Source organism: Polaromonas sp. P1_G2, from assembly GCF_056405515.1.
The window spans coordinates 1-14,307 of the sequence record NZ_JBFUBY010000134.1; the positions used below are offsets into that span (position 1 = coordinate 1).

Below are 14,307 nucleotides of genomic sequence, written 5' to 3' on the forward strand. Positions count from 1 at the left end.
GTGAGCTGTGAGCTGGTGATCACGCAGTCCATGCTGACGCAGACCGCCTCCCTGCTGGACCCRGTGCTGCATGAGCGCCTGCTCAGCGGCATGGGCCACCTGGAGCGCAATGCGCGCGACCTGCAGGAATCCGTCATGTCCATCCGCATGATGCCCATGGACTATGTGTTCAGCCGCTTCCCGCGCCTGATCCGCGACCTGTCGGCCAAGCTCGGCAAGCAGGTCCAGCTGGTCACGGTCGGCAAGGAAACCGAACTCGACAAAAGCCTGATCGAACGCATCATCGACCCCATCACTCACCTGGTGCGCAACAGCCTGGACCACGGTATCGAAGGCCCTGAGCGCCGCGCCTACGCCGGCAAGGACCCGGTCGGCCGCCTGACGCTGTCGGCCCAGCACCAGGGCGGCAGCATCGTGATCGAGGTCAAGGACGACGGCGGCGGCCTGGTCCGCGAAAAGATCCTGGCCAAGGCCCTGCAGCAGGGCATGCCCGTCAGCGAAAGCATGCCGGACGACGAGGTCTGGCAGCTGATTTTCGCGCCGGGATTTTCCACCGCCGAAGCCGTCACCGACGTGTCCGGCCGCGGCGTTGGCATGGACGTGGTCAAGCGCAACATCCATGAGATGGGCGGCCATGTGGAGATTGCCTCGGTCCAGGGCAAGGGCACGACCATACGCATCGTGCTGCCGCTGACACTGGCCATCCTCAACGGCATGTCCGTCAAGGTCGGCGAGGAGGTCTACATCCTGCCGCTGAACTACGTTATCGAATCGCTGCAGCCCATGGAAAAGGACGTGCACTCGATCACCGCCGACGAGCATGTCATGCACGTGCGCGGCGAGTACCTGGCCCTGCTCGAGCTGCACAAGCTCTTCGACGTGGCCGACGCGGTGAGCGCGCCCACGCAGGGCATCGCCGTCATCGTGCAGGCCGAGGGCACGCGCTTCGCGCTGCTGGTCGACCAGCTCGTGGGCCAGCACCAGGTGGTGGTCAAGAACCTGGAAACCAACTACCGCAAGGTGCCGGGCATTTCCGGCGCGACCATCCTGGGCGACGGCAACGTCGCGCTCATCATCGACGTGGCGGCCGTGCAGCGCGCCAACCGCGAGAAGGCGGCCCAGCGCAGCCCGGGCCGGCCGGCGCTGGCGGCGGCCGCGGCGGCAGCCGCATCGCGTGCGCTTGAGGTGGCGATGGCGGCTTGATGCCCGCGCCCGGCCGTCAGATATCGCCGCGGGGGTTCCACCCGATCCCGGTCCGCGCAAGGGCTGCGTCCGTGGGCGAGATGCCTTCAAGCACCGGCAGTAGCGCATTGAACGACTCCCGGCAAAGATCCTTGCGGTACATCTCGTCATCCACCTGGCTGTACCCGCAATACTTGATCAGCCGCTTGAGCGCGGGACCCGCATCGGCGGGAAAGTGGCGTGCCCGTACTTCGAATTCGTCGCGCAGGATTTGATGGTGTTTGCGTATCAGTGCCTGGTTGGACAGTGCAAGGGTCATCAAGACGATATGGCTGAGGGCGGACTCGGGTTCGTTTGACAGCAGCCGTTCCAGAAACCCCTGGAACTGCTCGTCAATCGTGTGCAGAAGGGGGTGTCCAGGGCTTGCCGCGATGCGCCGGTTCCGGAAGGACATGATTTTTTCTTCCAGTATGGACAAGGACTCGCAGGCATCACGGATGGCCCTTTCCAGGTCCCATTCCCGGTCCTTCGCCCGTGGCTCGCCGAGCCTGCGGATAACGCAAGTCTTGAACAATTCGTGCGCTTCGGCCACCAACGGGGAAAAGCTGTCCCCGTAAAACACCACCTGGGCAAGCAGGCGCAACTGCCTGTCCTGTGCGGCGGGTTCCAGGCTTTTGATGACCGCCAGGCATTCCCGCGGAATTTTTTGCCAATAGCCCTCCTTTGGGTCGCCGTACCGAAAGAGGCTGTCCATCGCCCGAAGGGAACTCTTTGTATCAGCCGGGGAGGTGTTGAACGTCCAGTCCGCCAGAAGCCAACAAGACGCGTCCATCACTTTTTCCATGGCGATGGCGGCAGGCTGGTCCAGCCTTTTGAGCTGAAATGACGAGTAGAGGATGGACTCCCGGAGCATGTCGACGGCGAACCCGGGACGATGAGGTCTGAGTGTTACCGCCAGCTGATACGCCAGTTCGGGAGTCTCATGCAGATGCAGCGACATGAGAATTTCCGGGGGACGGGCCGGCGTCTGGTTCCAATGCTCGTCGATCAGGCGTACGGCAGCCGCCATGTCCTCGTGCGCGATCTCCAGCAACAGCGGCCATGCCTGCTTGCGCAAGTTGGGCTCGTTCGGTCCACGTTGCAATCCGGTGGGTCCGTATGTGCGCTGAACGGATCTTTGCAGCGCGTCGAAGCGCCTTGATGCGCTCACGCGAGGGCTTGCGACGGACCGGCTGGTCATGGCGTCCAGCTTGTTCTCCAAAGCGCGCTGCCCAACGAAGCCCACATCAAGCGGCAAAATGCGAAAGAAATTGATGACACCGAGCAATACGTCCTCATCGCCTTCATTGACAACCGAATGCATGCGATTGATGAAATCCGACTGGAAGCGCTGGCTGCTCCATCGCTCTACCTTGTAGTCCGCTCCTGAGAGCTTCGCAAGTAACCGTACGATCAAACCGGGCTTCTGGTTCGCCCTGGGAAAGTGACGGTGGTAGAACACCGCCGAGAAACTCGATTTAACGATGTTGGGTTCTCCCGATATCTCAAACCGGTGCGACTCATACCAATGTGCCAGCTCGATCAGGCACTGCTGTTCGGCAGGCGTGCAGAGCAGAAACAGCTTGTCTCGCCGCTCCATCAAGGAGCGGCGGTCGTTTTCATTCAGTTTGTGGCCGGGCAGGAAGGCTGTCTTGGGAAGCATCGACAAGGTCATAGGAAAAATACGTGGCGTGGCGGCCTGATTACAGCGTCACGGTAAAACAGGTGCTTCGCCCCGGCTCGCTGCGCACGGCGATCTTGCCGCCGTGCAGCTCGACCGAGTTCTTCACGATGGCCAGGCCCAGGCCGGTGCCCGGGATGTCGCCGACATTGCTTGCGCGGTGGAAGGATTCGAACAGGTGCGGCATTTCCTCGGGCGGTATGCCTATGCCCTGGTCCTCGACCTCGAAGACCGTGGCGCCGTCCTGCAGCGAGATGCGCAGGGCCACCTCGCCGCCGTTGGGGGAGTACTTGATGGCGTTGGACAGCAGGTTGCCCAGGATGTGGCGCAGCAGCTTGGCATCGAACAGGCCCGGCGGCGGCGAGGGCGGGAAGCGGGTGACGACCTTGCAGTCCGACTTGGGCTGCAGCAGGCGCGCCTCCTCGACGATGGCATGGCACAGCGCGAGCAGGTCGGTCGGGCCGGGGCGGAACTCCAGCATCTGGGCGTCGACCTGGCCTATCAGCAGCACGCGGTCCAGCATGCGCGCCATGCGCTGCACGCCGGCGCCTATGCTTTCGAGGATCTCGACTTTTTCGTCCGGCGGCATGCGGTCGCTGTAGTCCCTGAGCAGTTCGGCGGCAGACAGGATGGCCGCCAGCGGCGTGCGGAACTCATGGCTGGTCATGGAGACGAAGCGCGAGCGCAGGTCGTTGAGTTCCTTCTCGCGCTCCAGCGCCGCGCGTATATTGTCCTCGGCCTTGCGCCGCTCGGTGATGTCCAGCAGCGTCCAGATCACGCCGGCGTCGGGGTTGCGGTCGCTCACGCAGCGGCCCGCCAGCTGCACCCACAGCGTCTCGCCGTTGCGGCGCCAGAATTTACGCTCGTCGATGTAGACGCCGTCGCGCACCAGCTTGGCCGCCCTGGTAGGCGCGCCCCTCGTTCATGCAGACGGCGATGTCTTCGGCCACGCGCAGGTATTGCTGCTGCGACGAAAAAAGCGTGCTCCAGTCGCGCGGCGCCGGCGTGGCGGCCGAGACGCCGAACATCCTGGCCATGGCCTGGTTGGACCAGCGAAAGACGCCTTCATGCGTAAGGAAGGCGATGCCGACCAGGGAGTTCTCCAGAATGGTTTCGCGCTCTTCCAGGGTGTCGCGCAGTTTTTCCTCGAGCTTGCGGCGCTGGCTGATGTCGGAGAAAAAAGTCAGGATGCCCTGCTCGCCGTCCCAGGGGACCACAGTGACGCTGATGCCTATCCAGCGGATCTCGCCGCTGGGCAGCAGCAGGCGCAGCTCGTAGCGGCTGGGCACGTCCTCGCCGGCCAGGCGCCTGCGCTGGCGGTCCAGCACCAGTGCGTGGTCGTCAGGGTGGATGCGGTGCAGGAAGCCGATCTGCTGCATTTCCTCCAGGCCGATGCCGGCGATCTGCGCGGCGCGTTCGTTGGCGTAGGCGATGCGCTCGTCCTTCACGACGATCATGCCCTCGTCCACGTGCTCGATCACCGCGCGGTAGCGCTCGGTGGAGCGGCGCACGGTGTCGGCCAGGGCGCGGCTTTGCGTGATGTCGGAGAAAAAAGTCAGCGAGGCCGTGTCCCCGTCCCAGGGAATGACACTGCTGCCCACCGAGAGCCAGCGCGGCTCGCGGCCGGGGTGCAGCAGGCGCATCTCCGAACGCCCGGCGTCGTGTGCTGCGGCGGCCAGCCGGTCGTCGGGATGCAGGCGATGGAAAAATCCCTGCTGCAGGACTTCTTCGTAGGGGATGGCCAGGATGGCGGCGGCGCGCTGGTTGGCGAACACCACCGTGCCGCGCTGCAGGACCACCACGCCGTCGTTCACGTGCTCGATGACGGCGCGGTAGCGCTCCTGCGACAGGCGCGCGGCCTGCTCGGCGGCCTTGCGCCGGGAGATGTCGCGGATGAAGGCGCCGAAGCCGATGCCGCCGCCGGACGGGTCTGCCGGCACCGTGAAGATGGACAGCTCGACGGGCAGCAGGGCGCCGCTTTTGTGCAGCGCCTCCACCTCCAGCAGCCGTTCAATCGTCCTGGCCCTGCCGGTCTTGAGGAAGGCCGCCAGCCCGGCTTCGTGGGCGGCGCGGTGCGCGTGCGGCACGATCAGCTCGCACATGCGCTGGCCCACGGCCTCGGCCTCGCTCCAGCCCAGCATGTGTTCGGCGCTGGCATTCCAGCTTGTGATGACACCGCCGGCGTTCATCTCGAGCACGGCGTCGCGCGCCGACCCGAGCAGCGACACCAGGTGCCGCTGCTTGGTTTCCAGCGCGCGTATGGTGTCGCGCAACTGCGCTTCGGTGCCGGGGGCTTCCGATGCCGGAGGGGAGGAGGGCGGCTCTCCGGTGTGCCGGACGGGTGTGGGCATGAATCGTGGCGGGTGTGCGGCCTGCGCCGCGGCAGGCCATGGGAGTGATGAAGCCTCGGGCATTCTCTGCGATGCGCAGGGCATCGGTCAATCGGAAAACCGGATTCGTGGCGCTTCACGCGAAGGCGGCAAGCGGCCGTGCCCGGACCCAAAAAATGTCGGTCGGCGCCGACAGGGCAGAGCACTGATTCCGTTGGATTTTTTAAATTCCGGCGCGGCGGGTGTCGGCCCGCACCGACAGCAGGAGGCCGGTTAAAAAGCCGATGCCGTTGATTTCATTGATGAATTTCGGTGGCATGCAAATTGGGTACAGAAGGCCAACTCAATTTGCACGGTAGAACAAAAATGGCCAAGAAGAAGAATGTGTTTCGACGGATCTCGGTGCCCGGCCTGCTCGGCAGCCTGCTGCTGTGCCAGGAGCACGCGCAGGCCCAGCAGGACAGCCAGGTGCAGCTGGAGCCGAACGACCAGGTCATACGCGCCTGGCAGCAGAACAACCTCGGCGGGGCCGGCCCTTCGCTCACGCGCGAAGAGGACGGCGGCACCCGGCTCGAGTGGAAGGGCGGCCTGACGGTCGACACCTACAGCAACGACGTCTCTTCTGCCGGCGGCAACCTCAACACGCCCTTGCGCAGCGGCGCCTTCTTCAAGAACACCTACAGCAGCGACCTTCGCGCCACCCACAGGGACAACACCGTCGATTATTTCCAGCTGGGCGCCAGCGGCAGCAACGACCTCTCGGTGCTGAGCCAGAACCGCTATCAGATCAACAACATGCAACTGGGCCGCGCCGGCGAGGGTTATATGCTGGCCCTGGGCGACGTCACGCCGAATTTCTCCAGCCTGAGTTCCGCGCTGGGCGTGCGCGGCCTGTACGGGCAGCGGCAGTTCGGCGAAGTGACCGCCTACGGCTTCACCGGCATGGTGGCTGAGAGCTGGGAGACCCTGGGCAACAAGGTGCCGCGCACCCAGTACCTGAAAGACGTGCACGGCCTCAAGCTGGAAAAAGCCTTTGGGACATCGCTGAAAACCTAWGTCACCAGCCAGAGCTCGTCCGACCGCGAACCGACGACCCTGATGTCGCAGCCCCTGGCCACGCTGCGCGGCAAGACGCGTTCCTTCAGCGGCGGCTTTCAATACCAGGCCGAGCAGTTCACGCTGGCCGGCGAAACCGCCGGCAGCCGCTACGAGGACGGCGGCAACTCGGACCGCCCGGGCCGCGCGACCGTCGTCGACGCAAGCTGGCGCGGCGAAGGCTACGGCTTTCGCGGCGGCTACCACGACATTTCCAACGGCTTCACCTCGCTGTCGCTGCAAGCGCAGCCGGGCGTGCGCGAGGCCTATGCCGGCGCCGACTGGACGGTGGCGCCGTGGATCTCGCTGGCCAGCGACGTGCGCAAGTCCCGGCTCACGACGCTGGCCTTCGCAGGCTTCAACTCGACCTACGTCGACTCGGAATCCGTGGCGGCGCGCGCCAACATCAACTTCGGGCCGGACTACCCGGGCTGGGCGCTGGCCTTGCAGCAGGCCGAATCGCGCGGCCTCAATTCCGCCATGCAGGCCTCGCGCAACCGGGAGTTTTCGTCGACGCTCAACTACACCACCCCGACCTGGACCGCCGGTGCCGGCATCGGCTGGGGCAAGGTGACCAGCGAGGTGTGGCCGGCCAGCGATTCGCTCAACGACAACTGGGCCTTCAACCTGGGGCACACCTTTTCGGACGCGCGGCCCGACCTGGCGCCGACCTGGAGCCTGGGCGTGAACCTCACGGCGGGCGCGCAGAAGCAGCGCCTGCTGGCCGGCGGGCAGACCAGTAACACCAATTACACCTTCACCCTGAGCGGCCAGCGCGCCGGCTGGGGCAGCGTCAACCTGCTGGTGATGAGCGGGCGCACCACCCAGCTCTACGGCGGGCCCAGCCTGCGGCTGGAGGGCTACCAGCTGGAGGCGGTCTACGCGATCTCAGAGAAGTGCTCGCTCAAGGCCTATGCGCGCAGCAGCCACCGCAACATCGACGACCCGGTGCTGGCGGCGAAGGAACGCGTCGCCGGCCTGCAACTCACCGTCAGTTTTTAAGGGGCCCATGATGAAAAAAATACTCCCGCTGCTGTGCCTGCTGGCCATGGCTTTCTCGCTGGCCGCGCCGGCGCCGACGCCAGGTTTGCCGGGCGCAGCCGCCAAACCCGCCGCCGCGCCGGCCGGCCCCAAGGACAGCCGGCAGGCGCAGGCCGCGCTGCGGCAGCTGATGGCCGCCTATGCCGCGGGCGACCAGGCCGGGCTGGAAGCGATGGTGTCGCCCGGCATGGCCGGCTACGCCGGCGTCGTGGATGCCGCGCGCCAGGCCAGGCCGCTGCAAAAACAGCTGAGGATCACGCTGTCGGACCTGCGCGCGCAGGCCTCGGAGGATGCCGGCCTGGTGTTGATCCAGGCGCGCTGGGAGAAGCGCTTTGTCCGCCTGCCCGCGGGGCTGCAGGTCCGCAAGAGCGGCGCCGCCGTGTTCAGCTTCAAGCGCGCGGAGRCCGGCTGGAAGCTGTCCGGCCTGAGCGGCGACAACCCTTTCGCCGCCGATTAGCCCGCCGTCACCCCCACATAGAACCCTTCCTCCACGACGCACGACTCACCGGCAAGCCGGCGGCCCGTTCGCCGCCATGACCACGAGAACCACTCCATGAAACACACCACCTACTCCTTCCTGCTGACGGCGCTCGCGCTGGGCTTTTGCCTGCAACAGGCCCATGCGGCCGGCCAGATCGATTTCATCGAGGGCAATGTCAGCGTCACCACCGCGGCGGGCCAGCTGCGCGTGCCCGGCAAGGGAGAGACCATAGACGCGGGCGACGCCATCGTGACCGGCCGCGACGGGGAGATCCATGTGCGCATGGACGACAACGCGCTGGTCGCCCTGCGCGCCAACACCTTTTTGCGCATCGAGGCCTACCGGGCCGAAGGCGGGGCCGACGACAGCGCGGTGTTCCGCCTGCTGCGCGGCTCCTTCCGCTCGGTGACGGGCTGGATAGGCAAGAACAACCCGAAGAACTACGCGGTGCGCACGACGACGGCCACCATCGGCATTCGCGGGACCGACCACGAGGTGCTGGTCGTCGGCGAAGGCGAKGCCGCGGGAACCTACGACAAGGTGAACACCGGCGAGACCGAAATGGACACACCCGTCGGCAAGGTTTCGGTGCTGCCCGGGCAGGCCGCCTTCGCGTCCAGGACGGCGTCGGTTCCGCCCAGGGTGCTGCCGGCCGTCCCCGCGCTGTTCGCGGCCACGAAGAATGAAGCCGCCATCGAAAGCAGCAAGAAGCTGCTGGAAGAAACGCGCGACGAACGCCTGGAGCAAAAGCAGAAGGACAACGTGCGCAAGGGCACGGACAGCGGCGGCAAGCCCAGGATCGGCGAGCCCGAGGACGCACGCAAGGCGCTGGCCGCCTTTGAAGACATCCTGCGCGCCTTCGAGGCCGGCAATGTGTCCTTGATACGCCAGAAGCTGGACCCTTCCATGATCGGCTACCAGCAATTGCTGGACAACATCACGCAGGAAAACAACGAGTGCAAGCAGATGCGCGTGACCCTGCTCAACACCCAGGTCCAGGCCGGCCCCAATCTGGCCGTGCTGCAGACCGGCTGGGAAAAACGCTGCCTGCTGCTGCCGTCCTTCACCCCCCGGCTGACCACGGGCCGCAGCACCGTGCTGCTGCACCTGGGCCCGCAGGGCTGGACCTTTGCCGCGATCACCGGCGGCAGCATGCTGGAGCGCTCCGGCCCGGTCGTGCCCGGCGCGCCGCTCAATGCCGCCGGCGGCCCGGCCGCCAGGACGCTGGCAACGCTGGCCGTCGTCAACACCGGCGCATCCTATGCGCTGGCCGGCGGCGGCGTGGCGCCGCCCGCGCCCCTGCCCTTCAGCATCACCGTGACCGACCCCGACCGCGTGGGCGCCGCCTCCGTGACGGTGACCATCACCACCTCCGCGCCGTTTGCCAATGACTCCATGGTGCTGACCCTGCCGGCCGTCACCCCCGGGTCCTCGCAGTTCAGGGTCACCAGCGTCAGCTTCTCCAAGGCGGCGGCCGGTTGCACCAGCGCCAACACGCCCATCAACCCGGCATCGCTGGAAATCTGCCCGGGCGGCACGGCGACGGTGTCCTTCACCGACACCACCACGCCTTCCGGCGCGGCGCAGGTGGTGACGCAGACCGTGGCGGTTCCCTGAGCGCGAACATTTTCCAAAAAAATCGCGGCGGCATTGAACCCGCCGCGATGAAGCCACGACTCACAGGCAATGGCACGGCGGGCAAGGGGCTCGCCGGCCGGACACGGAGCCAGATTTGATGGAAGCACACGCGGGCGCGGCGGCACGGCAGGACATGGAGCTGTGCCGCCTCATGGAACAGGTGGCCGCGCGCGACGAGGCCGCGCTTTGCGCGCTCTACAAACGCATGAGCCGGGTGATCTACGCCTTTTCGCTGCGCCGCCTGTGCCAGCCCGAGGCGGCGGAGGAGGTGGTGGTGGAAACCATGTACGAAGTCTGGAAGGGCGCGGCGCGTTTTGCCGGCAGGTCCATGGTGACCACCTGGATCCTGGGCATCGCGCGCCACAAGGCGATGGACAAGCTGCGCCTGCGCGGCGGCGAGATGAGCGAGCCCCTGGGCGACGAGGCGGAGGCCATCCCCGACGGCCGTCCCTCCGCCTTTGAACTGATCGCCGGCAGGCAAAGGCAGGGGCAGGTAGCCCTGTGCATGGAGGCCCTGCCGGACGAACAGCGCGAGTGCATCCACATGGTGTTTTACGAGGACGCGCCGCTGGCCGAAATCGCCGCCGTGCAGGCCTGCCCCGAGAACACCGTCAAGACACGTTTGTTCCACGCCCGCCGCAAGATGCGGGAATGCCTGGAGCGCCAGGTCTGGCGCATGGAGCGCGCATGATGCATAGCGAACAGGAATTGCGGGACCTGCTGCCCTGGTACGTGAACGGCACGCTGGACGAGGCGACGCGGCACGCCATCGACCTGCTGCTCGAACGTTCGCCGCTGGTGCGCGGCGAACTCCTCTGGCTCATGCAGCTGCGCAGCCAGATACGGCAGTTTCGCGAGGAGGCCGAGGAGCGCCCGGAGGATGCGGGCCTGGACACGCTGATGGCGCTGGTCCACGGCGAACGCTCGGGCAAGGTCGTGCAGTTGCGCGCGCGCTGGAATGCGTGGCTGGCCGCGCCGCGCCGCTTCTCGGTGCCGGCTGGCCTGGCCGCCGCCGTGGTCCTGGCGCAGGCCGCCCTCATAGGCACGCTGCTGCTACGCCCTGAGCCTGAGGCGCTCACCCCGCTGTCGGGCGAAGCGGCCGCGGGCGGCGAATTGCTGCAAATCACCTTCAAGCCGCGGGCCACCGAGGCGCAGATACGCGGCCTGCTGGCCGGCCTGCGGGCCGAGATGGTGTCCGGCCCCGGTGCGCTGGGGGTGTACACGGTGCGCGTGCCCGAAGGGCAGGGGCCCGCGGCGCTGGCCAGGCTGCGCGGCAACGGCGCCATCGTCGAATCGGCGGCCTTGCTGGCCGGGCGCTGACGCCATGCGTTCGTCCGCACGCGGCCGCCTGCGCGCGGGTTCTCTCTTTCCCCTCATGTCCCTCATGTGCCTGGCGCTGGCCGGCCTGTCCGTGCACGCCGCCGGCGATGAGGACGCCGAGTGCGCGCGTTACCGCATCGCGGGCTTGCCTTGTCCTTCCAGGCCCGGCGCTTCCAGGGCGCCCGATGCCCCGCGGCCGCCGGCCAGGCCGGTGTTGCCCTTGCGGGGGATGGAGCCGCCGCCGGCCGCGGGCCAGGCGCGCGATGCATCGGGCGCCGCCGCGCCGGGACGCGCCCTGGCGGCACCGGCGCCAGCGCCGTCGTTTCCACCACCGGCACCCCTGGCGGCGCCCGCGGCGACTGGCCTGCCCGGCTTGCCGCCCGGCAGCGCCCTGTTGCCCATGGTGATCAGCCCTTTGGCCGCGCCGCCCGGCCCGCCGGTGCAGACCCGCGAGCCCGGCCAGGTGGTCGCGTACTGGGCCGCGGCGGACGAAGCCGACGCTGCGATGGCCCGGCTGGCGCGTGAGCGGCAACTGCAGCCCGTCGCCGTTTCGCGGCTGGAGGCCCTGGGCGGCGTGCTGGCCGTGTTCCAGCTGGAGAGCGCGGCGCAGGCCGCCGATTTCCGAGAACAGTTGCTGCGCGACTTTCCCGGGCTCGCCGTGGACTTCAACACACGCTACCGCCCGTTGCAGCCGGCCAAAGCCAGGCCGCGCATTTACCTGCCGCAAAAAATCGACCAACCCCCGGCAGCGGCGGAGCCTGCGGATCTCGGCGTGGTGCGCGTGGGCATTGTGGACGGGCCGGTGGCGGCCATCGCGGCGCTGGCGGGCGCCAGCATAGTCCGAAAAAGTTTCCTGGCCGCCGGCGAGACGGCCGCAGCCGCGGGCCACGCCACGGCGATTGCCGCGCTCATCGCGGGGCAGGACGCCGCCGTTCCCGGTTTCCGGGCGATGGCGCCCGGGGCCAGCCTGCGCTCGGCCGAGATCATGCGCAGCATGGGCGCTGAGGACAGCACGCACAGCGCGGCCCTGGTGCGCGCGCTGGACTGGCTGCTGGCCGAGAAAGTCCAGCTCATCAACCTCAGCCTGGGCGGGCCCGGCGACGCGGTGATGCAAAAAGCCTTTGCCCGGCTCGCCGGGTTTCCGGTGGCGTTGGTCGCGGCGGCCGGCAACGGCGGCCCGGCGGCGCCGCCGGCCTACCCGGCGGCCTATCCCGGTGTGATCGCCGTGACGGCGACCGACGCCTCCGACAACGTGTATGCCGCGGCCAACCGCGGCGCCTACATCACGCTGGCGGCGCCCGGCGTGGACCTCTGGGTTCCCGATGGGGCCGCTGGCCACTATGTGAGCGGCACCTCGTTTTCCGCGGCCGTGGTGAGCGCCGCCGGCGCGCTCCTGCTGGCGCGCAACCCGCTGCTCAGGGCCGGGCCGCTGGCCCGGCAGCTGTGCCGCGGCGCCCGGGACCTGGGCGCGCCCGGGCCCGACCCGGTCTTCGGCTGCGGCCTGATCCAGGTCGGGGCTTCGCTGCGCGACGAGCGGCTATGACGGGGTTCCCGATGGTCAGATTCACGGTATGCGGTACTTACTACAGGCGTTATGCTTATGACAAACACTACAACAACGGCTCTGCCACTGCTCCCGTTTGCAGTCTGTGCGGATTCTGACGGGCACCTATGGCACGCATTCTGATAGTTGACGACGATCCGGCACTGCTCAAGCTGCTGTCATTGAGGCTCCACTACGAAGGCCATGTTCCGGTCGAGGCGAACAGCGGCGCGGTCGCGCTGGCCAAGCTGGACCATGAGCTGCCCAACATCCTGATCACCGACCTGCGCATGCCGGGCATGGACGGGCTGCAGCTGTTTGAAGCCGTGCACCGGCGCTACCCGCTGTTGCCGGTGCTGATCCTGACGGCCAACGGCACCATCCCCGACGCGGTCAACGCCATGCAGCGCGGCGTGTTCGGTTACATCACCAAGCCTTTCGAGGGCGCGGACCTGATGCTCGAGGTGAACCGCGCGCTGGAGGTGTCGTCCACCCTGGGCGCCGACATGCCCGGCGACCTTCCCGGCGAAGCCTGGCGCGAGGCCATCATCACGCGCAGCCCGCGCATGGAAAAGCTGCTGGCCGAGGCCAGGCTCATGGCCCGGAGCGACGCCTCGGTGCTGATCCACGGCGAGAGCGGCACCGGCAAGGAACTGCTGGCGCGCGCGCTGCACGCGTCCAGCGCGCGTTCCCATGAAACGCTGGTGGCGGTGAACTGCGGCGCCATCCCCGAAAACCTGGTGGAGTCGGAGCTGTTCGGCCACGTCAAGGGCTCCTTCACCGGCGCGGTGCGCGACAGCGTCGGCATGTTCACCAGCGCGCACCGCGGCACCATCTTCCTCGACGAGATCGCCGACCTGCCGCTGGCGATGCAGGTCAAGCTGCTGCGCGTGCTGCAGGAGCGCGAGGTGCGGCCCGTGGGCGCATCGAAGCCGCACAAGGTCGACGTGCGCGTGATCTCCGCCTCCAACCGCAAGCTCGAGGACGAGGTCGCCGCGGGCCGGTTTCGCGAGGACCTTTTTTACCGCCTCAATGTGGTGGGCCTCACCTTGCCGCCGCTGGCCGAGCGCCGCGAGGACATCGCGCTGCTGGCCAACCATTTCATGCGCAGCCTGGCGCAGCGCTACGCCAAGCCGCTGACGGCTTTCGCGCCGGGCGCGCTGGAGCTGCTGGGCACGGCGTCCTGGCCGGGCAATGTGCGGCAGCTGCAGAACATGGTCGAGAAATGCGTGGTGCTGTGCACCGGCACGCTGATCCCGGTCACGCTGGTGCAAAACGCGCTGACCAGCCAGGGCTCCGAGCTGCTGCCGCTGGACGAGGCGCGCAAGGAGTTCGAGCGCGGCTACCTCACGCAGCTGCTCAAGATGACCAACGGCAACGTGGCGCAGGCGGCCAAGCTCGCCAGGCGCAATCGCACCGATTTTTACGCGCTGCTGGCGCGGCACGAGCTTGAGTCGGCCAGCTTCAAGGCCTGAAGGCGCAGGGCGCCTTGCCGGGTCTTGCGCCGGCTTGCGCGCCCTTGCCCTCTGCATAGGGTTGCTGGCCGGGGGTAGCCCGGCGGCTACTCACTTTTCTTTTGCTTCGCCAAAAGAAAAGTAAGCAAAAGAAAAGGCGACCCTGGTTGCTGCGTCCCTTCGCTTCGCTACGGGCAACCTGCGGTGCTCGGCTCAGGCGGGGTCTCGCTAAACTCGCCTTCGGCTCAGACAACGCGATCCCTGATCCGCCTGAACCTCCGCTCCTCGGCGCATCCACAAGGGGTGGGGAAGGAATACCAAATACTGAAAACCACAAGGACTCGCCTTGGCGAGTCCTTGTTTGTATTTGTCTTCTTTGTGTTTCCGTTTTCTGCCTTCTTCTTTCCCTGCTCCCGATTGCCCCGTCCTGGCTGGGCCGAGGAGCGCAGACGTAGGCGGATCAGGGATCGCGCTTGTTTGAGCGAAGCGAGTTTGCGCGAGAC

At 67.2% G+C, this 14,307-nt stretch carries 11 protein-coding genes; 8 read left to right on the top strand and 3 right to left on the bottom strand.

The window, feature by feature from the left end:
• Positions 1-1,203 (top strand): chemotaxis protein CheW (locus AC1D0P_RS14705; RefSeq protein ID WP_477677418.1); only part of this gene is annotated, 1,203 nt, incomplete at its 5' end.
• 16 nt (positions 1,204-1,219) lie between these two features.
• Here AC1D0P_RS14705 and AC1D0P_RS14710 read toward each other — a convergent pair.
• The 3 genes from AC1D0P_RS14710 to AC1D0P_RS14720 are packed head-to-tail and all read right to left on the bottom strand — an operon-like array spanning position 1,220 to position 5,253.
• A complete protein-coding gene (locus tag AC1D0P_RS14710; protein WP_477677419.1) occupies positions 1,220-2,884 on the bottom strand; it encodes a hypothetical protein in 1,665 nt (554 codons plus the stop codon).
• A gap of 40 nt (positions 2,885-2,924) precedes the next feature.
• The gene (locus AC1D0P_RS14715; RefSeq protein ID WP_477677420.1) at positions 2,925-3,791 is read right to left on the bottom strand and encodes a PAS domain-containing sensor histidine kinase; all 867 of its coding nucleotides are present in this window, start codon (positions 3,789-3,791) and stop codon (positions 2,925-2,927) included.
• Positions 3,760-5,253, bottom strand: coding sequence for a PAS domain-containing protein (locus tag AC1D0P_RS14720; protein WP_477677421.1), 1,494 nt, complete (start codon positions 5,251-5,253; stop codon positions 3,760-3,762). Before AC1D0P_RS14720 ends, AC1D0P_RS14715 begins: the two co-directional genes overlap by 32 nt.
• Positions 5,254-5,598: 345 nt before the next feature.
• On the opposite strand from AC1D0P_RS14720, the gene AC1D0P_RS14725 reads away from it, so the two are divergent.
• The 7 genes from AC1D0P_RS14725 (at position 5,599) to AC1D0P_RS14755 (ending at position 13,825) form a co-directional block, all read left to right on the top strand.
• Positions 5,599-7,329 (top strand): hypothetical protein, encoded by a 1,731-nt coding sequence (locus tag AC1D0P_RS14725; protein ID WP_477677422.1) that lies wholly within the window; start codon positions 5,599-5,601, stop codon positions 7,327-7,329.
• 10 nt (positions 7,330-7,339) lie between these two features.
• A complete protein-coding gene (locus AC1D0P_RS14730) occupies positions 7,340-7,825 on the top strand; it encodes a nuclear transport factor 2 family protein (RefSeq protein ID WP_477677423.1) in 486 nt (161 codons plus the stop codon).
• A 96-nt stretch (positions 7,826-7,921) separates the two neighbouring features.
• Positions 7,922-9,466, top strand: a complete 1,545-nt coding sequence (locus tag AC1D0P_RS14735; RefSeq protein ID WP_477677424.1) for a FecR family protein — start codon at positions 7,922-7,924, stop codon at positions 9,464-9,466.
• Positions 9,467-9,584: 118 nt separating this feature from the next.
• Positions 9,585-10,178 (top strand): sigma-70 family RNA polymerase sigma factor, encoded by a 594-nt coding sequence (locus tag AC1D0P_RS14740; protein ID WP_477652301.1) that lies wholly within the window; start codon positions 9,585-9,587, stop codon positions 10,176-10,178.
• The gene (locus AC1D0P_RS14745) at positions 10,175-10,807 is read left to right on the top strand and encodes a hypothetical protein (protein ID WP_477677425.1); all 633 of its coding nucleotides are present in this window, start codon (positions 10,175-10,177) and stop codon (positions 10,805-10,807) included. The genes AC1D0P_RS14740 and AC1D0P_RS14745 overlap by 4 nt, the downstream gene beginning before the upstream one ends.
• 55 nt (positions 10,808-10,862) lie before the next feature.
• Entirely contained in the window at positions 10,863-12,350 is a 1,488-nt protein-coding gene (locus AC1D0P_RS14750; protein WP_477677426.1) for a S8 family serine peptidase, read from the top strand.
• Positions 12,351-12,478: 128 nt separating this feature from the next.
• Positions 12,479-13,825, top strand: a complete 1,347-nt coding sequence (locus AC1D0P_RS14755; protein ID WP_477677427.1) for a sigma-54-dependent transcriptional regulator — start codon at positions 12,479-12,481, stop codon at positions 13,823-13,825.
• The last annotated feature ends 482 nt before the right edge of the window (positions 13,826-14,307 follow it).

Coding starts and splice junctions, on each gene's coding strand:
- AC1D0P_RS14710 (WP_477677419.1), bottom strand. CDS start 2,884: ATGCTTCCCAAGACAGCCTTCCTGCCCGGCCACAAACTGAATGAAAAC.
- AC1D0P_RS14720 (WP_477677421.1), bottom strand. CDS start 5,253: ATGCCCACACCCGTCCGGCACACCGGAGAGCCGCCCTCCTCCCCTCCG.
- AC1D0P_RS14740 (WP_477652301.1), top strand. CDS start 9,585: ATGGAAGCACACGCGGGCGCGGCGGCACGGCAGGACATGGAGCTGTGC.
- AC1D0P_RS14745 (WP_477677425.1), top strand. CDS start 10,175: ATGATGCATAGCGAACAGGAATTGCGGGACCTGCTGCCCTGGTACGTG.
- AC1D0P_RS14750 (WP_477677426.1), top strand. CDS start 10,863: ATGTCCCTCATGTGCCTGGCGCTGGCCGGCCTGTCCGTGCACGCCGCC.
- AC1D0P_RS14755 (WP_477677427.1), top strand. CDS start 12,479: ATGGCACGCATTCTGATAGTTGACGACGATCCGGCACTGCTCAAGCTG.